General features: G+C 32.8%; 19 protein-coding genes. 11 read left to right on the plus strand and 8 right to left on the minus strand.

All coding sequences use genetic code 11. From position 1 onward, the window contains the following. Nucleotides 1-19 precede the first annotated feature (19 nt). The 4 genes from ABD011_RS01410 to ABD011_RS01425 all read left to right on the plus strand — a co-directional run bounded on the left by ABD011_RS01410 (nt 20) and on the right by ABD011_RS01425 (nt 8683). A complete protein-coding gene (locus ABD011_RS01410; protein ID WP_343795189.1) occupies nt 20-3166 on the plus strand; it encodes a UvrD-helicase domain-containing protein in 3147 nt (1048 codons plus the stop codon). Nucleotides 3167-3189: 23 nt separating this feature from the next. Further along, nucleotides 3190-4383: a glycine C-acetyltransferase gene (gene kbl / locus ABD011_RS01415; protein ID WP_262732511.1), complete on the plus strand. Its 1194-nt coding sequence runs from the start codon at nt 3190-3192 to the stop codon at nt 4381-4383. Nucleotides 4384-4507: 124 nt separating this feature from the next. Then, a complete protein-coding gene (locus ABD011_RS01420) occupies nt 4508-5869 on the plus strand; it encodes an OmpA family protein (protein ID WP_129759874.1) in 1362 nt (453 codons plus the stop codon). Between the two features lie 72 nt (nt 5870-5941). After that, entirely contained in the window at nt 5942-8683 is a 2742-nt protein-coding gene (locus ABD011_RS01425; RefSeq protein WP_343795190.1) for a PD-(D/E)XK nuclease family protein, read from the plus strand. Between the two features lie 7 nt (nt 8684-8690). On the opposite strand, the gene ABD011_RS01430 is transcribed toward ABD011_RS01425, so the two are convergent. Continuing rightward, the gene (locus ABD011_RS01430) at nt 8691-11036 is read right to left on the minus strand and encodes a hybrid sensor histidine kinase/response regulator (RefSeq protein ID WP_343795191.1); all 2346 of its coding nucleotides are present in this window, start codon (nt 11034-11036) and stop codon (nt 8691-8693) included. A 184-nt stretch (nt 11037-11220) separates the two neighbouring features. Continuing rightward, nucleotides 11221-12018: a universal stress protein gene (locus tag ABD011_RS01435; protein ID WP_343795192.1), complete on the minus strand. Its 798-nt coding sequence runs from the start codon at nt 12016-12018 to the stop codon at nt 11221-11223. Between the two features lie 47 nt (nt 12019-12065). Here ABD011_RS01435 and ABD011_RS01440 point away from each other — a divergent pair, with 47 nt between their 5' ends. Both ABD011_RS01440 and ABD011_RS01445 read left to right on the plus strand, forming a co-directional pair. Beyond that, a complete protein-coding gene (locus ABD011_RS01440) occupies nt 12066-12566 on the plus strand; it encodes a GNAT family N-acetyltransferase (RefSeq protein ID WP_343795193.1) in 501 nt (166 codons plus the stop codon). After that, nucleotides 12563-13897 carry an MATE family efflux transporter gene (locus ABD011_RS01445; RefSeq protein ID WP_343795194.1) on the plus strand — a complete coding sequence of 445 codons (1335 nt, stop codon included), beginning with the start codon at nt 12563-12565 and terminating at the stop codon, nt 13895-13897. The genes ABD011_RS01440 and ABD011_RS01445 overlap by 4 nt, the downstream gene beginning before the upstream one ends. Nucleotides 13898-14009: 112 nt before the next feature. On the opposite strand, the gene ABD011_RS01450 is transcribed toward ABD011_RS01445, so the two are convergent. Then, entirely contained in the window at nt 14010-14669 is a 660-nt protein-coding gene (locus tag ABD011_RS01450) for a 2OG-Fe(II) oxygenase (RefSeq protein WP_343795195.1), read from the minus strand. Nucleotides 14670-14754: 85 nt separating this feature from the next. Between ABD011_RS01450 and ABD011_RS01455 the strand changes: the two genes are divergently transcribed. Genes ABD011_RS01455 through ABD011_RS01465 form a run of 3 tightly spaced genes read left to right on the plus strand, consistent with a single transcriptional unit; the run spans nt 14755 to nt 16409 of the window. Continuing rightward, nucleotides 14755-15204: a 6-pyruvoyl trahydropterin synthase family protein gene (locus ABD011_RS01455; RefSeq protein ID WP_129759864.1), complete on the plus strand. Its 450-nt coding sequence runs from the start codon at nt 14755-14757 to the stop codon at nt 15202-15204. Further along, entirely contained in the window at nt 15205-15645 is a 441-nt protein-coding gene (locus ABD011_RS01460) for a DinB family protein (protein ID WP_343795196.1), read from the plus strand. It begins immediately after the preceding gene. Further along, nucleotides 15642-16409: a UDP-2,3-diacylglucosamine diphosphatase gene (locus ABD011_RS01465; RefSeq protein WP_343795197.1), complete on the plus strand. Its 768-nt coding sequence runs from the start codon at nt 15642-15644 to the stop codon at nt 16407-16409. The genes ABD011_RS01460 and ABD011_RS01465 overlap by 4 nt, the downstream gene beginning before the upstream one ends. Nucleotides 16410-16501: 92 nt before the next feature. Here the strand turns inward: ABD011_RS01465 and ABD011_RS01470 are convergent, their stop codons facing one another. The 5 genes from ABD011_RS01470 to ABD011_RS01490 all read right to left on the minus strand — a co-directional run bounded on the left by ABD011_RS01470 (nt 16502) and on the right by ABD011_RS01490 (nt 21662). Beyond that, nucleotides 16502-17788: an MFS transporter gene (locus ABD011_RS01470; RefSeq protein WP_134198287.1), complete on the minus strand. Its 1287-nt coding sequence runs from the start codon at nt 17786-17788 to the stop codon at nt 16502-16504. Between the two features lie 110 nt (nt 17789-17898). After that, the gene (locus ABD011_RS01475) at nt 17899-18258 is read right to left on the minus strand and encodes a hypothetical protein (protein WP_131506447.1); all 360 of its coding nucleotides are present in this window, start codon (nt 18256-18258) and stop codon (nt 17899-17901) included. 58 nt (nt 18259-18316) lie between these two features. Continuing rightward, entirely contained in the window at nt 18317-19240 is a 924-nt protein-coding gene (locus tag ABD011_RS01480) for an OmpA family protein (protein WP_343795198.1), read from the minus strand. A 308-nt stretch (nt 19241-19548) separates the two neighbouring features. Continuing rightward, entirely contained in the window at nt 19549-21237 is a 1689-nt protein-coding gene (recJ, locus tag ABD011_RS01485; protein ID WP_343795199.1) for a single-stranded-DNA-specific exonuclease RecJ, read from the minus strand. Between the two features lie 2 nt (nt 21238-21239). Next, nucleotides 21240-21662 carry an OsmC family protein gene (locus ABD011_RS01490; protein WP_335972875.1) on the minus strand — a complete coding sequence of 141 codons (423 nt, stop codon included), beginning with the start codon at nt 21660-21662 and terminating at the stop codon, nt 21240-21242. A 133-nt stretch (nt 21663-21795) separates the two neighbouring features. Here ABD011_RS01490 and ABD011_RS01495 point away from each other — a divergent pair, with 133 nt between their 5' ends. Together ABD011_RS01495 and ABD011_RS01500 are read left to right on the plus strand one after the other, a co-directional pair. Then, nucleotides 21796-22386, plus strand: coding sequence for a carboxymuconolactone decarboxylase family protein (locus ABD011_RS01495; protein ID WP_129759856.1), 591 nt, complete (start codon nt 21796-21798; stop codon nt 22384-22386). A 9-nt stretch (nt 22387-22395) separates the two neighbouring features. Beyond that, complete coding sequence (locus tag ABD011_RS01500) at nt 22396-22908, plus strand: hypothetical protein (protein WP_134198292.1); 513 nt, start codon at nt 22396-22398, stop codon at nt 22906-22908. Nucleotides 22909-22918: the final 10 nt, after the last annotated feature.

Genomic DNA, 22918 nt, shown 5'->3' on the forward strand with positions numbered 1-22918 from the left:
TTGTATCAAAAATTTCTACATGCTAAAAAACAGTTCTTTTACCATTTATAATGCATCTGCAGGTAGCGGAAAAACGTTTACACTGGTTAAAGAGTATTTGAAAATTTTACTAAACTCCAACAGCTTACTTGCTTTTAGAACTGTGTTAGCTCTAACCTTTACTAATAAGGCAGTAAATGAAATGAAAGAGCGTATTATAAATATGCTTAAAGCGTTTTCTGAGACTTCAATTATAGAAAATCCTAATAGTATGTTCTCCCTTTTGGTTGAAGAGCTTGATATTTCTCCTAATGAGCTTCATGAAAAGTCAAAAGTAATACTGCAAACTATTATTCATAACTATGCGTCTTTTGATATTTCAACTATTGACAAGTTTAACCATAGGCTTATTAGAACATTTGCACACGACTTAAAACTTCCTGTAAATTTTGAAGTTGAACTAGACACACCTTATCTACTTGCTAAAGCTGTTGACAAACTGATTGATAAAGCAGGAGAAGATGAGCAACTAACTAAAGTGCTGGTTGACTTTGCTATTGAAAAAGCCGATGACGATAGAAGCTGGGACATCGCTTATGATTTTAATACAATTGCTAAACTACTGGTCAATGAAAATGATATTGAATTTATTGAGCAACTTGAAGGTAAGCAATTAAAGGATTTTTCAGATTTAAAGTCTGTACTTATTAAAACCCTCAAAGCCAAAGAGTCAAGCCTAGTAGAAACATCAAATAAAGTTTTAACGCTAATAAATGAAGCAGGTTTAGAACACAACGATTTTTCCAGAGGCTATTTACCTAAGTATTTTCAAAAACTTAGTAGTTCTGATGTAAATGTATCGTTTAATTTAGGTTGGCAAAACGACCTTCTTGAAGGCAACACCTTATACCCAAAACGTGTTTCAAATGAAGTTGCGGAAACTATTAATGCTATACAGCCTCAACTTATTTTAGCTTTTAACGATACAAAACAAGCGGTTTCCGAATATAAATTTTTAAACAATTGCATAAAAAACATTACGCCTCTTTCGGTTTTAAACGCTATAAACAATACTTTAAATGAACTGAAAGAAGAAGACAACCTCTTACTGATTTCAGAATTTAATTCTATTATTCGTAAAGAAATAAAGCACCAACCAGCACCTTTTATATATGAGCGTTTGGGTGAAAAGTTTAAACATTACTTTATTGATGAATTTCAAGACACTTCGGTTTTGCAATGGCAAAACCTAATTCCTTTAGCAGACAATGTGCTTTCTGGTGAAAATTTAAAAGGCGAAACAGGTTCCATAATGCTAGTTGGAGATGCTAAACAAGCTATTTACAGATGGAGAGGAGGAAAAGCTGAACAGTTTATTGATATGTATACCGAAAAGGTCAATCCGTTTCATATTGAGATTGCCACCAAGCATTTAGATTATAATTTTAGAAGTACTAAAACTGTTGTAGATTTCAATAATGATTTCTTTAAGCACATTAGTAATTTTGCGCTATCAAGTCCTGAACATCAAGCTATTTATCAAGCGAGTTCACAAGACGTTTTTATTCAAGAAAACGGTTATGTAGAACTCTCATTTTTAAATACCAAAGATCAAGATAAAGATGAATTATATTGTGAAAAAACACTGTTCTCAATTAACAAGGCTTTGGACAATGGTTTTAAGCTAGGTGATATTTGTATTATTACCCGAAAAAGTAAAGAAGGAATCGCAATTGCTGAATATTTAAGCCAAAATGGAATAAATGTAGTGTCTTCAGAATCGCTTATGCTCAAAAACGCTCCTGAGGTTAACTTTATAACGTCCATTTTACAACTAAGCATACAGCCTCAAAATAATGAAGTAAAATGTGATATTTTGTTCTTCATTGCTGAACACAGCTTAAAACTTGAACAAAAACATGATTTTGTTAGTAGTTTGGTGCATTTACCATCAAGCAAACTATTTACTGCATTGAAAGAGTATGACTTCAATTTTCACTTTGGGACATTTTCTAGCTTGCCAATTTATGAAGCCGTAGAACATATTATAAGAGCCTTTAAATTAAATGCAACCTCAAATGCTTATATTCAGTTTTATTTAGACGAAATTCTCGATTTTTCACAAAAACACGGTTCTAGTATTTCTGGTTTTTTAGAGTTTTGGGAACGCAAAAAAGACAAGCTAAGTATTGTATCATCACAAAACGATAATGCAGTACAAATAATGACTATTCATAAATCTAAAGGATTAGAATTTCCTGTGGTAATTTTCCCTTATGCTAATCAGAATATATATTTTGACATATCTCCAAAAGTTTGGTTTCCTGTAAATACTGAAGCGTTTAATGGTTTCTCGCACATGTACATCAACCTAAATAAAGACCTTGAGGAATTAGATAACACTGGTAACGAAATTTATACAAACTATCAATCTGAATTAGAGCTCGATGCCATTAACTTACTGTATGTTGTTATGACTAGAGCTGTTGAACAATTATATGTCATTTCAGAATATGACACAGACGCTAAAAACGAAGAGAAGCTAAAATACTATTCAGGGCTTTTTATCAATTTCTTAAAATCTAAAGCACTGTGGAATGATACTCAAACCGAATATACTTTTGGAAGCCCAAAAAGAACATTACAGTCACATGAAGCAGAACCAACCGTTCAACAAGAGCTATTTATTTCTACTTCAAGAGCGCAACACAATTTAAATATCATTACCAATTCGGCTTATTTATGGGATACTGATCAAGAAAAATCTATTGAAAAAGGGAATTTGGTTCATAATATCATGGCTGAAATTAAAACCAAAGAAGATATTGATTTTGTGTTCAATCAGTACATCGAATCAGGAACTATCAATAGTCAACAATACGACGAACTAAAACCAATGGTTTTAAAAATTGTTGATCACCAACTCCTAAAACCTTACTTTGAAAACGATAATTTGATTTACAATGAAAGAGATATCATTACTAAAGACGGTCAAATTTTACGACCAGACCGTTTAGTAATAAACACCAATAGAGCAATAATTATAGACTACAAAACTGGAGCTGAAAAAAGCTCTCACAAGCAACAGTTAGAACTCTACACCTCAGTCTTACAAGACATGAATTACAACGTCACCAAAAAAATTCTTGTGTACATAAATGATGATATTCAGGTAAAAGAATTTTAACTTTGTAAAAAACCAAAGACGATATGTACGGAAAGATACAACAACACTTACAAAACGAAATAAAAGACATCAAAGAAGCTGGTCTTTACAAAGAAGAGCGTATAATTACTTCGCCTCAAGGTGCCGAAATTACTTTAACTACTGGAGAAACAGTTTTAAATTTTTGCGCTAATAATTACTTAGGTTTATCCTCACATCCTGAAGTTGTACAAGCTGCTAAAGACGCAATGGACACACATGGATTTGGAATGTCTTCTGTTCGTTTTATTTGCGGAACACAAGATATTCATAAAGAACTTGAAGAAAAAATAGCTGAGTTTTATGGTACCGAAGATACTATACTCTATGCTGCAGCTTTTGATGCTAATGGTGGTGTTTTTGAACCATTATTAGGAAAAGAAGATGCTATTATCTCTGACTCGCTTAACCACGCCTCAATAATTGATGGTGTTCGTTTATGTAAAGCAGCAAGATACCGTTATGAAAATAACAACATGGAAGATCTTGAAAAGCAATTAATTGCAGCTAATGAAAATGGAGCTCGCTTTAAAATTATTGTCACAGATGGAGTGTTTTCAATGGATGGTTTAGTTGCGCCTTTAGATGAAATTTGTGACTTGGCTGATAAGTATGATGCGTTGGTTATGATTGACGAATGTCATGCTGCTGGTTTTATTGGTGAAACTGGTAGAGGAACACTTGAAGACAAAGGCGTTTTAGGACGAATAGATATTATAACCGGAACATTAGGTAAAGCTCTTGGAGGAGCAATGGGAGGTTATACAACTGGCAAAAAAGAAATTATTGAAATACTGCGTCAACGCTCAAGACCATATCTGTTTTCAAACTCATTGGCGCCTGCAATTGTAGGAGCTTCTATTAAGGTTTTTGATATGCTTGCCAAAGACACCTCATTAAGAGATACTTTAGAAAGCAATACTGCTTACTTCAAAAAAGGGTTAAAAGACGCTGGTTTTGACATCATTGACGGAGACTCAGCTATTGTTCCTGTGATGTTATATGATGCTAAATTGTCTCAAAAAATGGCAAAAATGCTCTTAAACGAAGGAATATACGTGATTGGATTCTTTTTCCCTGTAGTTCCTAAAGAAAAAGCAAGAATTAGAGTACAACTCTCGGCAGCACACACAAAAGAGCACTTAGATAAGGCTATTGCTGCTTTTATTAAGGTTGGGAAATCTTTAGAAATAATTTAAATTTGTTCCAAACACCTCTATTTTAGGGCAAATAATCAATATTTTTATATATTTGTCTTTGTTAATAAAATTTAACAACTTACTTTTGCTTACAATTAACACTTAAAATTAAAATTATTAGAATATGAAAAATCTTAGCAGATTATTTTTCGCTATGTTGCTTTTATTAAGCTTCAATGCTAATGCACAAGATGAAAACAATCCTTGGGCTGTTGGAATTGGTGTAAATGCAGTTGACTTTTATCCTACTGGAGAAGATGCTCCGTTAGGTGAATACTTTGACGAGTTTTTCAACCTTAGTGATCACTACAACTTTTTGCCATCATTATCTACAGTATCTGTTTCTAGATATTTAAGTGATGGGTTTACATTAACTGCTGCTGGTTCTATCAATGAAATTGATAGCTTTGGTGATTCTACAGTTGACGATTTATCTTACTACGCTTTAGATGGTACAGTAAAATATAGCTTTGCAAAATTAATCAACTCTAAATTAATTGACCCTTACTTAGGAGTAGGTGGTGGTTACACTTGGATCAACGAAATCGGAGCTGGTACATTAAATGGTACTGCAGGTTTTAACCTTTGGTTTAGTGAAAACGTTGGTTTAACTGTACAAACATCTTACAAACATGCATTTGAAGATTATTTAGCTACTCACTTCCAACATTCAGTTGGTCTTGCTATCAAATTTGGTGGAAAAGATACTGATGGAGATGGTATATATGACAAAGATGATGCTTGTCCAGACGTTCCTGGTTTAGAAGCATTCAACGGTTGTCCAGATTCTGACAACGATGGTATTGAAGATTCTAAAGACGATTGTCCTAACGAAGCTGGTTTAGCTGAGTTTAACGGTTGCCCTGACACTGATGGTGACGGTGTTGCTGATAAAGATGATAACTGTCCTACAGTTGCTGGTTTAAAAGCTTTAGCTGGATGTCCAGATGCTGATGGTGACGGTGTTGCTGATAAAGATGACAAATGTCCTAACGAAGCTGGTCCTGCTGCTAACAACGGTTGCCCATGGCCAGATACTGATGGTGACGGTGTATTAGACAAAGACGATAAATGTCCTAACGAAGCTGGTACTGTTGCTAACAATGGTTGCCCAGAAGTTCTTCCTACTGCTGAAGTAATGGAAACTTTAAACAACTACGCTAGAACTATCTTATTTGATACTGGAAAATCTTCTTTCAAAAAAGAAACTGATCCTGTATTACAAGCTATGACTGCTATCTTTAAAGAATATCCACAAGCTAACTTCTCTATTGAAGGACACACTGATAGCGTTGGATCTAAATCATCTAACCAATTATTATCTGAAAGAAGAGCTAACGCTGTAAGAGATTACTTAATCGCTAACGGTATCAACGCTGACAGATTAACTGCTGCTGGTTTTGGTGAAGCTAACCCAATAGATTCTAACTCTACTGCTTCTGGAAGAAAAAACAACAGACGTGTAGAAGTAAAACTTAAAAAATAATTAAGTTTTAAAACACTATAAAATAAGTTTAAAAAACGCTCCGAAATTCGGAGCGTTTTTTATTTTTATGATATGACAAGTTTTATAGAAGAGGTTATTATTGACATACATGAAAAAAGCCTCAACGTTTCAGAATTAACCTTTGTACTTCCTAGTAAAAGAGCTGGTGTTTTCTTAAAACACGAATTATCTAAAGTATTTAAAAGCACTTTTTTTGCACCTGAAATTCTTTCTACTGAAACATTTGTAGAAACACTATCTAACTTACAATACATCAATAATACTGAGTTGATTTTTGAGTTTTATGATGTATATCTTAAGGTAACTCCAAAAGAAAATGTGGAGCCCTTTGATCAATTTTATAAATGGGCTCAAATACTGCTTCAAGATTTTAATGAAATAGACCGTTATCTTGTAGCGCCTCAAAATATTTTTGATTACTTAACTGCTATTAAAGAAATAGAGCATCATCATTGGTCAGTTGATGAAAATCAAACCGATTATATTAAAAACTATCTAGCCTTTTGGAAACGTTTAAAACAATATTATGAGTTATTAAACGACCAACTCATTTCAAAGCGAAAAGGATACCAAGGCTTGGTGTATAGGGAAGCAGTAAATAACCTTGAACAGTTCACAATTGCAAACCAAGAAAAGACATTTGTGTTTGTTGGTTTTAACGCACTTAACAAAGCCGAAGAAACCATAATACAAGAACTTTTACAGCAAGATATAGCTATTATCTATTGGGATTTAGACCAACGGTTTTTTAAAGATTCAATTCATGATGCTGGTATGTTTATAAGACAACATAAAGCGAATTGGCCTTATTTTAGAAAAAACCCAATCAATTGGTTATCGAACAATTATTCCAAACCAAAGAACATAGATATTATTGGTACTCCAAAAAATATTGGTCAAGTAAAATATATAGGTGAGTTGCTTCAGCGTTTAAAAAACGAGAAGAACTCATTAAAAAACACAGCTGTTGTTTTAGGCAATGAAAGCCTATTAATGCCTTTATTAAATTCAATGCCTGAAGATATTGGTCCCATTAATATTACTATGGGTTTACCTTTAAATGCAATTCCATTGGCGTCTTTGTTTGAAAAGCTATTTGCGATTCAAAAATCAACTTCAAAAACTCTGTATTACAAAGATGTAATAACAATACTGTCCCATCAATTTATAAAACCGCTTCTTGTTGATAATGATATTGACCATGCAGACATAATAATTGACCATATTCAAAACAATAATATTGCTAATATTACTGCTAAAGGGATTACTGAATTAGCTCCATCTAAAACAGAGTTGTTAGAACTCCTTTTCAATAATTGGAACAATAATTCAAGAAGAGGTTTATCAAATTGTAGCAAACTTATCATGTCTATTAAAGCGTTTTTAGACAAGGATAAATCAAAACAATTACTCTCATTAGAGTACTTATATAGGTTTAATGAAATATTCAATACATTAGGACTAATGTTGACAAAACATGAGCATATTGAATCTATAAATACTTTACATGGTTTATATAGAGAACTTATTAAAAACGAAACATTAGATTTTAAGGGAGAACCTCTGCAAGGTCTTCAAATTATGGGAATGCTAGAATCTCGAGTTCTCGATTTTGAGACAGTTATTATTGCTTCGGTTAATGAAGGTGTTCTACCTGCTGGAAAAAGTAATAATTCTTTTATTCCTTTTGATGTTAAAATAGAAAACAACCTGCCAACCTATAAGGAAAAAGATGCAGTTTACACATATCATTTTTATAGGCTATTACAACGAGCTAACACTGTTTTTTTGGTTTATAATACCGAACCAGATGTGTTACAAGGCAATGAAAAAAGTAGATTTATCACTCAATTAGAAATTGATGACACACACAATATTAACCACTACATAGTGTCGCCTAAAGTACCTGCTATTCAACAAAGTCTCACTCAAATTAAAAAGACTGATGCAGTACTATCGCGCATAAAAGAAATTGCAGAAAAAGGGTTTTCGCCTTCTTCATTAACAAATTACATTAGAAACCCAATTGACTTTTATAAGCAAAAAATTCTCGGAATTAAAGAGTTTGATGATGTTGAAGAAACTGTTGCAACTAATACGTTAGGGACTACAATCCACAACACTTTAGAGGACTTTTATACGCCTTACATTGGCAAAGAGCTTACTTCTAAAAACGTTGAAGCAATGAAGCCTAAAATACATGATACTGTTTTAAAGCACTTTAAAAATGAATATAAAAAAGGGGATACCACAAAAGGTAAAAACCTTATCATTTTTGAAATAGCAAAGCGGTATGTTTCTAATTTTTTAGATTTAGAAATAGATGCGCTTCAGCAAGGAAATACTATAAAAATTATTTCGGTTGAAGAAGATAATAAAGTAAAAATTGATATTCCTGAACTAGACTTTCCTGTTTATTTAACAGGAAAAGTGGACCGAATTGATGAGTTTAATGGTACTACTCGTATTATTGATTATAAATCTGGAAAAGTAGAGGCTTCTAAAGTTAAAATTTCTCAATGGGAAGATCTAACTACCGACTATGATAAATACAGTAAACCATTTCAAATACTGGCTTATGCATATATGTTAAACTCTAAAAAGCCGTTTACAGCACCTGTTGAAGCAGGAATAATTTCGTTTAAAAACTTAGGCAGTGGGTTTTTAAAATTCACTGAAAACAAAAACACATTAATTTCTCAAGAAACCTTAGAGAACTATACGGTAGAGTTAAGAAATCTCATTTTAGAAATTTGTAATCCAAATATCGAATTTATAGAAAAAGAAGTTTAAAGCCCACTTATGCTATTTGTAGTTTAGGTTTACAGCAGTAATTTATTTTTTCCATTAATAAGTCTTTATTTACTGGTTTGGTCATATAGTCATTCATACCAATATCAAGCACTCTTTGTCTGGTTTCTTGCATTGCATCAGCTGTTACTGCTATAATAGGAATTTCGCCAATAACTTGTCCTAATGTTCCACTTCTAATAATTTTTGTGGCTTCATAACCATCCATTACTGGCATTTGTAAATCCATTAAAACAACATCGTAAACATCTTTTTTTAGAATTTCTAAAGCCTCCTGACCGTTTTGCGCCACAGCAAAATTAATATGCTCTGAACTTCCTAAAAGCTTGCGCATAATCATTTGGTTCATCACATTGTCTTCAACCACCAAGACTTTTAAAGGGTCTTTTTGGTTAACATTTAAAAAAGATTCCTCTTTAGGTTTACTAATAACTTCTAAAGGAAGCTCAACAAAAACCTTAGTCCCTTTTCCTTCGCTACTTTCTATACTAATTGTACCGTTAAAAAGTTCAACTAAGTACTTTGCGATGGTCATTCCTAAACCAATTCCTCCAAATTGCCTTTTGTTATCATGCTTCATTTGGTTAAAACTATCAAACATATTCTCTTTCATATCATCAGACATTCCAACACCTGTGTCAGAAACCACGAAAGAAAAACGCGACAGATCATTTGGCTGTTGAGTACAGCTAAGTTTTAAATGAACGCCTCCTTTTATTGTAAATTTAATGGCGTTGTTGAGGATGTTGTTTATTATTTGAACAAACCGCTCTTTATCTCCTTTTACTCTCGTAGGAATGTTGTAATCCATTTCAAAAGCATAAGTCAACCCTTTCTTTTCGGCTTCTAACTTCCAATTTGAGCTTATCTGATTAAGTACTACAGAAGGGTTAAACTCTTCACTTCTTAGCTTAAGTTCTTTCTTTTCAATCTTTTCAAAATCTAGAATATCATTTACGTTACTCAACAAACTAAGAGACGCATTTTTAATGATTTCAAAATTCTTTCTGCTTGTATTGCTTTTATTAGTTTCTAATTGATTCTCAGCAATACCCATAATAGCATTTATGGGTGTTCGTAATTCATGACTCATGTTAGACATAAAATACGTTTTTAGTTTACTAATCTCTTCCGATTTCTTTAACGCTAAAACCTGAGATTTCTCCTTTTCCATGCGTAACCTTTTGATGAGATTAGTCATGGAAAGCGATAAGAAAATCACCTCAAAACCTGAACCAAATTTGGCACTATTGAGCGTGTAGAAATTGTTTGGTAATAGGCTTAAATTATTCATTACAAAGCCTAACAAACCTATTACTAAAAAGAAAATTCCAATAGAAAAATAAGGGTCTATTTTTATCTTTTTAAAACGTATTATAAATAATGTAGCAAGTATAAAAACTAAGCTTATAAGTCCATTTAAGTTTGCTATTGGGTAGGTAAGTTCAAGTGTCTTTTCACTAAAGACAACCATAACAAATAATACAGCAATAAAAATATAAATGCCTTTAAAAACACTGTGTATTTTTGGTGTTCGCTGTTTTACCTTTAAAAAGTACTCGCAATATTTAAGTAAAAAGAAGTTTGATGCCAATGCAGCTATCATTACTGCTCTACTATTTATAAAGCCTCCATTTGGAAATATATATTGAAAGATTAAACCATCTAATGCACCTTGCATTAAAGCAATTGAAAACACATAAAACCCATAATACAAAAATGTTTTTTCTTTTAAACTGGTGTAAAAGAAAAGATAAATTACACCTGCCAGAAACAATAGTCCATAAAACAACCCTAAAAATAATTGTTGTTTATAGTTCATTACCCAAAAATCAAACTCACTGTAAATATCTAATGGTATGTTTATGGTTTCGCCATCACTTGCTAAATGCAAATAAAATTGCTGAGTTGTATTAGCTGGTAATGTTATTTTGAAAATGGTTTCTCTATGTTCAACCTGCCTTTCATTAAAAGGAATTTGGTCTCCACTACTAAACTTTTCAATGCCATTTTTTGATATTTGATATAAATCAGCAATATCAGTTATTGGTCTTGCTGTTTGTAGATAGTAAGTTTTTGATTCGCTATCTGGGTTAAAAAGTTTAAATCTGGTCCAGAAACTCTGTGAAGTAAAACCAATGCTATGATTGTCAGAAGTAAGTGGAGTAAATTCTAAATTGCTGTTTAAAACCTCTTCAATTGATAATTCAGGTTTGTCAGTTGCAGTAAACTCAGCAAAATTGTAAAGTTTGTTTGAAGACTCTTCTAAGTTATATGCATTTTCTTGCGCATACAATCCTATACTGAGCAGGCAGAATAGTAGTATAAATTTCATTTGGGGTGCTATTAATCAGTCGAAACTTACAAAAAAGCCTTATCGAGTATCAAAAAACTCGATTATAAGTCACAAAAGTACCATTAACAGTATAAAGTTGTCAATATCTTAGACAAACTGTGGCGTAAAAGTAATTGACCTTTTACTATCAATTCAAAATTCTAACAATAAGCTAATGCTAAAATTATTTTAATCCGCTAAGTACTAAAACAGGTAGTTTAGAGCTATGAAAATCTCTTTTAAGTATTGTGTTTTTCTCCCAAAGCTTAGTGAAGAACCCTCTTTTACGTCTTACCACACAAAGTAAGTCAGGGTCATTGTCTTTGTAATGCTCCAATACGCCTTGAAATGTCGTTGCATTTTCACTTTTCGTGGTATTGGTTATTAATGCTGAAAGTTCTTGATCTACGTCAAAGTCACCTTCATTATAAAAAGGTGTTTTCACCAATAAAAGATTTACAATTGACTTGAACTGGTCTTTAATAGACTTTAGTGGTGTTAGTGCATTATGATTTTTAATAACAGCAGATTTTAATGCCATTAAAATATACACAATAGGCTTAAATACATATCCTTCAGGTACTATTAATGCTGGTATATTGGTTTGTTTAATAATCTTTCCAGACGTTTTACCCAAATACACTTCTTCTTTAACCGAATTTGTTCTTGGCTCAATCATTATTAAATCAATATCTAATGATTTACAAACCAATTCAAGCGTATCAACAAGTTTTCCTTTAAAGGTTTTAATCACTACCTCAACACCCTTTTTATCTACTTTATCTACATGAGATTTTAAAAACTCCAAACTCTCACGCTCCAAAATATCATCTACTTTTATCATAGTTCCTGCCTTGGTATACACGTTATAAACTTGTACTACATACAACTTTGCACCAAACGCTTTAGCAAAATCAACTGCATACTGTAAATGACTTACTGCATTTTTTGACGAACCAACAGGAACTAAAATATTCTTCATATTCTATAAATTAAAAGTAAATTTACTCGCAAAAATAAACATTATTAATGATTCGCAAAGCTACGCTTAACGATATTGGTTCTATACTACAGCTCACTAACGCTTGTGCTAAACACATGATAGCTAACAACATTCATCAATGGAATGAACATTATCCAAGTGAAAATGCCTTTTTAAACGATGTAGCACAATCAGAACTTTATGTATTGGAAATTGGCAACACTATTATTGGATGTGTAGTAATTTCTTCTTTAATGGATGAAGAATATATACCTATTGAATGGCTCACTAAAAATGAAAAAAACATTTACATTCATAGGTTAGCTGTTCATCCTGACCATCAAGGAAAAGGATACGCACGACAGTTTATGGACTTTGCTGAAACATTTGCAAAAACAAACGATTACGAATCAGTTAGACTTGATACATTTTCTCAAAATAAAAGAAATCAAAAATTTTACGAACAAAGAGGTTACAAACGTTTAGGTGACATTTATTTTCCTAAACAAAGTGAATATCCTTTTTACTGTTACGAATTGGTATTTTGAATATAGACATAAGCACAAAACATATTAACCGATTAGCAATACCTGCATTAATTTCAGGGATTTCAGAACCTATATTATCGCTTACTGATGCTGCAATTATTGGTAATATTCCAATAAATACAGCAGAGTCAATCGCTGCTGTTGGTATTGTTGGCACGTTTTTATCTATGCTTATCTGGATTTTTGGACAAACCCGAAGTGCTATTTCGTCAATTATTTCGCAATACCTTGGTGCAAATAAAATTAATGAAGTTAAAAATCTGCCTGCACAAGCTATTTTAATCATAACATCATTAAGCTTGTTGATTATCGTAGGCACTTATCCGTTTACAAATTCTATTTTCAAACTCTATAATGCCTCTGGTTTAATTCTAGAATACTGTAGTGAGTATTACAAAATTAGAGTCTTTGGGTTTCCGTTTACCTTATTTACCATTGCAGTTTTTGGAACATTTAGAGGTTTACAAAACACGTTTCATCCTATGATAATTGCTGTTGTTGGTGCTTTAACAAATATTGTTTTAGATATTGTTTTAGTGTATGGTGTTGAAGGGTTTATTGCACCAATGCATATTAAAGGTGCTGCATATGCAAGTGTTGTTGCTCAATTGTTAATGGCTTTGCTTTCCGCTTACTTTATACTTAAAAAAACCGATGTCCCGCTTATGGTTAAGCTGCCTTTTAACAAAGAGATTAAAAACTTCTCTTTAATGGTGCTTAATTTATTTGTACGCACCTTAGCGCTAAACATCACATTATATTTTGCGACTAGGTTTGCTACAGCCTATGGCAAAAATTATATTGCTGCTTATACTATTGCCATTAACCTCTGGTTTTTTGGTGCATTTGTTATTGATGGTTATGCGAGTGCTGGTAACATTTTATCAGGAAAACTCTTTGGCGCAAAGCAGTATAGTGATTTAATTAAATTAAGCAATACCTTAATTAAATATGGAATTGGTTTAGGTTTTGTTTTAGCGGTTTTAGGAGGTATTCTTTATTATCCAATTGGACGATTATTCACTCAAGAAACTGCTGTTTTAGATGAATTTTACTCAGTATTTTGGATTGTATTAGCAATGCAACCTCTTTGTGCTTTAGCCTTTATTTTTGATGGCGTTTTTAAAGGCTTAGGAAAAATGAAAATATTGCGTAATTTACTTTTAGCTTCTACGTTTTTGGTATTTGTGCCAACGCTTTTTTTACTAGATAACTACAACCTTAAGTTACACGCTGTATTTATTGCGTTAACCATTTGGATTATAGCCAGAGGCATTCCGTTAATTATAAAATTTAGAAAACTATTTTTACCACTTACACAAAAGCAGTAACTTTAGGGTTTTAATAGTTCAAAAAAACAATTATGGGTAATAGACTGTTTCTTATACTAGCAATAGTATTAATAATTATTTATTTCTACAACCGAAGAAAAAGACGTTAGTTTTATCTGGTTTTTAACCATCCTGTAATACTCAACCTTTCCGTTTCTACAGGTTTTACTTCGTGTTCAATAATTTGACTTTCAAAAATGACTACACGTCCAGGAAAAGGATAAATGCTTTTTGGAACTTCATTTCCGTTTTCATCAAGATACAATACAAGTTCACCTCCATTTTCTGGCTGCCAATCTTCGTCATTTAAGTAACAAACAAACGACAGTTTTCTTCTATCATCATTTTGAAATGTATCTAAATGACGCTTATAAAACGTTCCTTTTGGATACAATGCATAATGAAATTCCTTGTGCAATATTCCTAAAAAACAGGTTTTATTTAAGTAGTTTACTAAGCTGTTTATTTTGTTGAAAAACAATTGCTCTGCTGCGTTAGCTTTAGTTTCATCTATCCATAAAATCACATCGCCACGAATAGACTTTACAATCACTTCATTAACGCGATTACCAATAGCTGCTTTTTTAAACCGATCTTCTTCATGTTTTTCTAACAACGACTGCCTTAAAGCATGCACTTCTTCTTTAGAAAAAAAGTCTTCAACAACACTGTATTGTTGCGAAATAATATCGTTGATAACCTTTTCGTACTGAGGGTTTTCAACAAAATCGATATTCTCAAAAATTTGAGATTCAACCAAAGTATCTTTCATAATTTTTAAACAAAAGCGCGCAAAAGTAATCTAAAAATCAATTGCTTTTACAAATTCAATATCTTTGTAATGAAAATATTTTTTGATGAGTAATATTAGAATTACAAAACAGTTTTCGTTTGAAACAGGACATGCACTTTACGGCTATGATGGAAAGTGCAAAAACGTACATGGACACAGCTATAAACTATCGGTTACAGTTATTGGTCAACCTATAGCAGACAACACCAATGTTAAATTTGGAATGGTTATAGACTTTAGCGATTTAAAAAAAATTGTAAAAGAAGAAATAGTTGATGTTTTTGATCATGCTACAGTGTTCAACAAAAACACGCCTCATGTAGAGTTAGCAAAAGAACTTGAAGATAGAGGACATAATGTATTGTTGGTAAATTACCAACCAACCAGTGAGATGATGGTCATTGATTTTGCTGAAAAAATCAAAACCAGATTACCAAAAAACATAAAACTGCATTCCTTAAAGCTTCAGGAAACCGAAACCAGTTTTGCCGAATGGTATGCTAGCGACAATTAAATGAAACCGTTTTTTAAAAGTATATTTGATTATCATCACTACTTTAACCAAAAGTTGATAGAACTGTTTTTGGAACATTCTGGTTCAATATCAAAAAGAACCATTCCGTTGTTTTCGCATTGCTTAAACGCACATCAAATATGGAATGCACGAATATTGAAAACAGACTCGTTTGGAGTACACCAATTACATGCACTTAAAAATTGTAAAGACATAGACAAAACCAACTATGTTGATACATTAAAAATTATTGATACTTTTGATTTTGAAGAAACAATAAAGTACACAAATTCAAAAGGCGATAATTTTGAAAACACAGTAAAAGATATTTTGTTTCATATTGCTAATCATTTTACGCACCATAAAGGGCAACTTATTTCCGATTTAAGACAACAAGAAATTGAGCCACCAGTAACTGATTACATTTTTTATAAACGATGAACATCCCAAAAGGAAAAAAAATATACTTCGCTTCTGATAATCATTTAGGAGCACCAAATAAAAAGGCATCGCTCCCTCGTGAAAAAAAGTTTGTAGCTTGGTTAGACGAGATTAAAAAAGATGCTGCTGCAATTTTCTTAATGGGAGATTTGTTCGATTTTTGGTTTGAATACAAAACCGTAGTGCCAAAAGGATTTACTCGTACACTTGGTAAATTGGCAGAAATCTCTGATTCTGGTATTCCTATTTACTATTTTGTTGGCAATCACGATTTATGGATGAATGGCTATTTTGAAGAAGAACTTAACATTCCTGTATATCATAAGCCTAAAGAATTTACATTTAATAACACGAGCTTTTTCATTGGTCATGGTGACGGTTTAGGTCCTGGAGATAAGGGTTATAAACGTATGAAAAAGGTGTTTACCAATCGCTTTTGTAAATGGTTGTTTCGTTGGTTACATCCTGATTTAGGAGTGAAGTTAGCACAATACCTATCGGTTGAAAACAAATTGATTTCAGGTGAAGAAGATGCTAAATTTTTAGGTGAAGACAACGAATGGTTAGTACAATACTGTAAACGCAAACAGTCTGAAAAACATCGCGATTTTTATATTTTTGGTCACAGACATTTACCACTTGAAATTGCGTTGGAAAACAATTCAAAATACATTAACCTTGGTGATTGGATCAACTACTATACCTATGGTGTTTTTGATGGCACAACAATGGAACTAAAAACGTATTCACGTCAGTTTAAGTAATTTTCATAAAGAAAATTGTATCGAAAACAAGTGAAGTTTACAATCTAGTTTCTCGATACAGAATTCTTATCAGAATTCCACTCGAAAAGACACTAGTCTTCTTTTTCGTGTTCTTCTAAATCTTTTGTCAAGTCCAATTTTCTAAATGAAGGCGAAACCAATCCTGTTGTAATTACAGTAATCAATGTCATTGTTCCTCCAAAAACTACAGCAGTAACTGTTCCCATTAATTTTGCAGTCAAACCACTTTCAAAAGCTCCCAATTCGTTTGAAGAGCCAACAAACATTGAGTTTACCGAAGACACACGTCCTCGCATATGGTCTGGTGTTTTAAGTTGCAAAATGGTTTGCCTAATTACCATAGACACACCATCAAACACTCCACTAAAAAACAAAGCTGCTACTGAAAGCCAAAATACGGTTGACAAGCCAAAAGCAATAATGCTCAACCCAAAACCAAACACAGCTACTAGCAGTTTAATACCAGCTTTCTTTACAATAGGAATATATGCTGTAACCAACATAGTTAAAAACGAACCAATGTTAGGTGCAGCTACCAAAATTCCAAAACCTTCAGGTCCTACTTTTAAAATATCAGTGGCAAAAACTGCTGCCAAGGCAATTGCACCACCAAACAGTACCGAAATCATATCTAGGGTTAAGGCTCCCAAAATAGCTTTTGTTTTAAACACAAATGAAACACCTTCTTTTAGACTTTTAACTACTGGTTCTCCAATGTTTGGGTTAAGAATGGGTTTGCGTTTAATTTGATATAACATTATCAGTGAAAACATTACTAAACCAAACACAATACAAAGCGACCAATGCACACCCATTTGTTCATTCTCTCCAAGCCAACCAATTGAAAATCCTGCGAAAGTGACACCCAAAACTCTTGCCATTTGCCATGTAGAACTGTTCCAAGTAGCTGCATTAGGATATATTTTTTTAGGAACAATTAAAGCCACTAACGAAAAAATAGTTGGGCCAAAAAACGAACGTAGTAGTCCTCCAAAAAACACTAAAGCATAAATACAATAGAGTATTTGTTTTGTGGACCATGTTTCAAAAACACTTGGAGACGTAATCCAGAATAATCCAAAACTAATAATTGAAAACAGAGCAATACAAAGAGCTAAAAGATTCCGCTTTTCTTTTTGATCTACAATATGTCCTGCAAAAAGCGCCATTCCTAATGCAGGAATAATCTCCATAAGTCCAATTAAACCAATATATAATGGATCTTTGGTGAGTGCATAGACTTGCCATTCAATAATTATAAATTGCATTGACCATGCAAAAACCAAAGCAAAACGAACTAGTATAAATAAATTGAACTCTTTATATCGAAGTGCTGCGTAAGGGTCTTTTTTTGCCATATTCATTTCCTATGGAAACAGGAATTTAAAGAGGTTTTTCAAGATGATAACCTCTCAAAAACTGTTGGTTTAGATTTTGACACAAAAGTAAAACATCCAAGTTTCTTATTTTAATTTTTGCAAAGTGTCTCTAAATAATACTCTAAATCTAACTGAAATAATGTGCCTTTTATTAAATCTTCAACTTGAGATAATTCCTTTTCATTAACTGCAATATCTATTTTATTACTTGGTGTTTTAAGCAGAATATTTTTACTATCAATGTTTGATTGACAACAACTACAAGGTTGCGTGTTTTTTGCGGCACAAACACAATTATAAAACTGTTTTATCTCGTTATGTGTAAGATAAAAACCCATATCTCTAAATATAAGTTGCACTTTTCCTTTTACCTTTTCGGTTTGAGGGTTAATCCATTTAAAAGAAATTCCGAAATTATTATGGTATATTTTGTAGATATCTTGTTCCATGAGAAGTGGTTTTGTACTACAAAGATAAAATTATTTAGAATAAATCTAAATAAAGAATTTATTTTTTGATAAGTTTAAACTCTACTCGTCGGTTTATTGCTCTATTTGCTTCTGTATCATTACTTACTTTTGGTTTAGAGCTTCCAAACCCAAACCATTTTACTTTATGACTTTCTAACCCTTTTTCAACTAAAAAATTGGAAACAGCTTCTGCTCGTAACTTTGATAATTCTTCATTTCTTGTTTCTGTACCAACAGCATCTGTATGTCCATAAACTTCTATATGGAGTTCAGAATGTTCTTTTAAATAGTCATACAAAGTATTAAGTTCTACTTTAGAAGTTTCTAAAAGAGTGGCTTTATCAAAATCAAACAACACATTTTTAAAGACATAGGTTGTGTTGTTTTTAAATGACTCTTTAGTAGTGTTGTTAGTGTGTGAAGTCGTTTTTTCTTCAGTTGATTTCTCAGTTGCTTCAACTGAAACCTCATCAATATAGTAGTAAGAAAACTTATTGTCTTTTCGGCTAACCGTTAATATTTCCTTTAGTTCTGTTTTACCATCTTTATTAAAATTTCCTATGGATAAAAAGTTTTCAAATCCTGAAGCAACAAATTCAAAAGACAGTTCTTCCCATGTACTTCTTTCCTCTAAAAAGCCTTCATTTTTCAAAGAGTGTAACATGAACCTTTGGGTAGTTGCTCTTTTAGGAACTATTACTTTTTCACAACTATTTTTATCAAAACAGCTTTTTATTTTTTCTTCAGTAAATAACACTTGAAGTTCCTTAATGGCATGCGTAGCCATATCAGCAAGACTTACATAGAATTTTACTTTGTACGTTTTTCCTGCAATTAAAGGCTCTTTTAATTCTCCTTGAATATACTCTCTGTAATTACTGTAAGGAGAAAATGTATAAATGCCACAGTATGTATTTCCTTCTTTAGGACTTTGCTGACCGTTGTAGTTTTTCGTTCCCAAGTTAGAACTACAGGTTAGAAAAGAATCTGTACTTCCATTGTTGGGCTTCGACCAATTTAAAGTTTGACTATCAAAGTCTCCCAAAAACACAAAGCACTTGTCTCTCTTTCTATGTTCAAAACTTGGATTTTTAACCAGGTTTTGTGAAAAAAGAATTGTTTGAAACAAAAGGGAAAAAGTGAGTAGTTTATACTTCATTTTAGAAAAACGGAAACTGAAAGAAATTATTTTAGTTTAACCTTGTCTTCCCATACTACGACACGAAATTCATTGTATAGATTCTGAATCAAGTTGAGAATGACAAAGCTTTATTTTATGTCTCTCAACTTTAACTGTAAACTCACATGTCCTTGCCAATGGTTTTCGTCTATGGAATACACTGCCTTAAACCGTTTTTTATTCGTAATTAAATCGTATTTGTCTCCTAAACCAAAACCTATACCTACAAGTTTTTCTTGTCCTGTTTGAGTTACTGTAATACGTAAGTGTTTATCTTCTTCACCCACACATTTTCCATAGCCAGTATCTTTAAGGTTCTCACTCATAAAAATAGGTGTCATATTACTAGGTCCAAAAGGTGCAAACTGACGAATAATACGCCACAATTTATCATTAACCTGAGGTAAGCTAATTTGCATATCTACTTTTATTTCAGGAACCAACAAGGTTTTATCTATTGTCTTAGAAACTTCGTCTTCAAAGGCTTGTTTAAAGGCTTCATAGTTTTCTTCTTTTAAGGTAAGTCCTGCTGCATATTTATGTCCTCCAAACTGCTCGATATGTGCGCTACAAGCCTCTAGTGCATTATACACATCAAATCCAGAAACCGAACGTGCTGAAGCTGCAAGCTTATCTCCACTTTTAGTAAACACTAGTGTTGGTCTGTAATAGGTTTCGGTTAAACGAGACGCAACAATACCTATTACACCTTTGTGCCACTCTTTATGATATACAACTGTTGTGAAACGCTCCTCTTCATTATGCGCTTTTATTTGTTGAAGTGCTTCTTCTGTTATTTGTTGATCTGCTTCTCTCCTATCAGTATTAAACGCTTCAATTTCTTCAGCGTATTGTTTGGCTTGGTTAAAATTGGTTTCTGTTAAAAGCGCTACAGCATAATCACCATGTTGCATTCGTCCTGCAGCATTAATACGAGGAGCCACAATAAATACAACATCAGTAATAGTAAGTTCTTCTTTTTTTACTTGATCAATAATAGCTTGTATTCCTGGTCTAGGATTTTCATTAATCACTTGCAATCCATAATACGCCAAAGTCCTATTTTCTCCTGTAATAGGAACAATGTCTGCGCCAATTGCTGTTGCGACCAAGTCGAGATATTCAGTTAAACCCTCTGCAGATTTTCCTTCTTTTGAAGCCAATGCTTGTATGAGTTTAAAGCCTACACCACAACCACAAAGCTCCTTGTAAGGATACTCACAGTCGTCTCGTTTTGGGTCTAAAACAGCAATAGCATTTGGTAGCTCATCACCTGGTCTGTGATGGTCACAGATAATAAAATCAATTCCTTTTTCTTTAGCGTAAGCTACTTTATCAATAGCTTTTACACCACAATCTAAAGCGATAATAAGTGAAAACTCATTGTCATGCGCAAAATCGATACCTTTAAAAGACACTCCATAACCTTCGTCGTAACGGTCTGGAATGTATGTAGCCACCTGATTGGTTTTTGTTTTAAGATATGAACTCATTAAAGCCACCGAAGACGTTCCATCTACATCATAATCGCCATACACCAAAATGTTTTCGTTATTAGTCAATGCTTGCTCAATACGATTAACCGCTTTATCCATATCTTTCATTAAAAATGGATTGTGCAAATCTTTTAAGCTTGGGCGAAAAAAGGTTTTAGCTGCTTCATAAGTCTCAATGCCTCGTTGCAATAATAGTGTAGCAACAATCCCATCAACCTGAAGTGCTTCTTGTAGTTGTTTTAATTTTTCAGTATCTGGTTTTGGCTTTAAAGTCCAGCGCATATTTATGAATTGTGATAATGAATTGCCGTTTTCACATTAGCAAATTTGCGAAACATTTCCATCACACCACAGTATTTTTCAACCGATAGATCTACCGCTTTCTTTATTTTGTCTTCGTTTAAATCATCACCATAAAAATGATATTCAACTGAAACAGTATGGTAATATTTTGGGTGTTCTTCGGTCAATTCTCCGTAAGTGTCAATTCTGAAATCAGAGATTTTCACTTTCATTTTATCTAAAATAGATACCACGTCTAAACCTGAACATCCTGCTAGTGACGATAACATCATTGCCTTTGGTCGTAATCCTGAATTATGCCCTCCATGTTCTTCCGAAGTATCCATAAATAGGGTTTTTCCGCTTGGGTTATCAGATTCAAACTGCGAATTTCCTTTCCAATGTGTAGAGACTTTATTTGTCATGTTTGAAGATTTTTTTGTTTATTGTAATGAATAAATTTTTAATTACTTAAGACGTAAAAGACCTCTTAAAATTTCATTAAATTACAAAAAAGAGGTGTCTTATTACTTCAAAAATACCACTAAAAAATAGATTATGCCATTAGTCACTCCGTTATCTCCAGACCACGATGCTGAAACTCAAAAACTAGCCGATTTTTACAATGAAACCTTAGGGTTTTGTCCAAATTCGGTATTAACTATGCAACGTCGTCCTGACATTTCAAAAGCATTTATCAACCTCAACAAAGCAGTTATGGCTAATGAAGGTAGAGTTACTTCGGCCTTAAAACGTATGATTGCTTGGGTGAGTAGTAACGCTACAGGTTGTCGTTATTGTCAAGCGCATGCTATAAGAGCAGCGGAACGCTATGGAGCAGAACAGGAGCAACTAGATAATATTTGGGAGTACAGAACGCATCCTGCGTTTTCTGAAGCTGAACGTGCAGCTCTTGATTTTAGTTTGGCTGCTAGTCAAGTACCAAATGCTGTTGACGACTCCATAAAAACACGATTGTATGAGCATTGGAACGAAGGTGAAATTGTGGAGATGTTAGGTGTCATTTCGTTGTTTGGTTACCTAAACCGTTGGAATGATAGCATGGGAACAAGTATTGAAAATGGAGCTGTTGAAAGTGGTGAACAGTATTTAGGAAAACACGGTTGGAATAAGGGAAAACATATATAAAAATTGACAATGACAGATTTAAACTGCCCAAACTGCAAAGAGACTGTTTCACAAATAGAATTTGAGTGCTCTAACTGTGGATATCCTTTATCAGGAACTGAAAAAGAAAAAGCCATCTTCATTGGAAAACAAATCACCAATAAAACGAAAATTGGAGACGCTAAAGATTCTCAAAACAGAGTTCAAAAAATACTATACATTATTGCTGCATTCCAATTTTTAAATGCGTTTTTAGTTTATAGAAAACTTTACAGTATTGAAGATGTTATTTTCTATTGTGTTTTAGGTATTATTTTGATAATCTTTGGTTATTTATGCCCTAAAAAACCCATACTGTTTATTTCACTGTCTCTTGCATTAATCTTAGGTTATTATCTCTTATTGTATCTAAACGACCCAATGTATTTGTATAGCGGAATTCTTTGGAAAATAGTCATTGTTGCCTCGTTATTATATGGTTTAGCACTCTCATTTGATGAGCAAAAGCTGAAGAAAAAGTATAATTATCTAAAAGATAAATAAGCCACACAAA

It is taken from the genome of Gaetbulibacter jejuensis (assembly GCF_039524015.1).
GTDB lineage: Bacteria > Bacteroidota > Bacteroidia > Flavobacteriales > Flavobacteriaceae > Gaetbulibacter_B > Gaetbulibacter_B jejuensis.

Coding starts and splice junctions, on each gene's coding strand:
- ABD011_RS01410 (WP_343795189.1), top strand. CDS start 20: ATGCTAAAAAACAGTTCTTTTACCATTTATAATGCATCTGCAGGTAGC.
- kbl (WP_262732511.1), top strand. CDS start 3,190: ATGTACGGAAAGATACAACAACACTTACAAAACGAAATAAAAGACATC.
- ABD011_RS01420 (WP_129759874.1), top strand. CDS start 4,508: ATGAAAAATCTTAGCAGATTATTTTTCGCTATGTTGCTTTTATTAAGC.
- ABD011_RS01425 (WP_343795190.1), top strand. CDS start 5,942: ATGACAAGTTTTATAGAAGAGGTTATTATTGACATACATGAAAAAAGC.
- ABD011_RS01430 (WP_343795191.1), bottom strand. CDS start 11,036: ATGAAATTTATACTACTATTCTGCCTGCTCAGTATAGGATTGTATGCG.
- ABD011_RS01435 (WP_343795192.1), bottom strand. CDS start 12,018: ATGAAGAATATTTTAGTTCCTGTTGGTTCGTCAAAAAATGCAGTAAGT.
- ABD011_RS01440 (WP_343795193.1), top strand. CDS start 12,066: ATGATTCGCAAAGCTACGCTTAACGATATTGGTTCTATACTACAGCTC.
- ABD011_RS01450 (WP_343795195.1), bottom strand. CDS start 14,669: ATGAAAGATACTTTGGTTGAATCTCAAATTTTTGAGAATATCGATTTT.
- ABD011_RS01455 (WP_129759864.1), top strand. CDS start 14,755: ATGAGTAATATTAGAATTACAAAACAGTTTTCGTTTGAAACAGGACAT.
- ABD011_RS01460 (WP_343795196.1), top strand. CDS start 15,205: ATGAAACCGTTTTTTAAAAGTATATTTGATTATCATCACTACTTTAAC.
- ABD011_RS01465 (WP_343795197.1), top strand. CDS start 15,642: ATGAACATCCCAAAAGGAAAAAAAATATACTTCGCTTCTGATAATCAT.
- ABD011_RS01470 (WP_134198287.1), bottom strand. CDS start 17,788: ATGGCAAAAAAAGACCCTTACGCAGCACTTCGATATAAAGAGTTCAAT.
- ABD011_RS01475 (WP_131506447.1), bottom strand. CDS start 18,258: ATGGAACAAGATATCTACAAAATATACCATAATAATTTCGGAATTTCT.
- recJ (WP_343795199.1), bottom strand. CDS start 21,237: ATGCGCTGGACTTTAAAGCCAAAACCAGATACTGAAAAATTAAAACAA.
- ABD011_RS01490 (WP_335972875.1), bottom strand. CDS start 21,662: ATGACAAATAAAGTCTCTACACATTGGAAAGGAAATTCGCAGTTTGAA.
- ABD011_RS01495 (WP_129759856.1), top strand. CDS start 21,796: ATGCCATTAGTCACTCCGTTATCTCCAGACCACGATGCTGAAACTCAA.
- ABD011_RS01500 (WP_134198292.1), top strand. CDS start 22,396: ATGACAGATTTAAACTGCCCAAACTGCAAAGAGACTGTTTCACAAATA.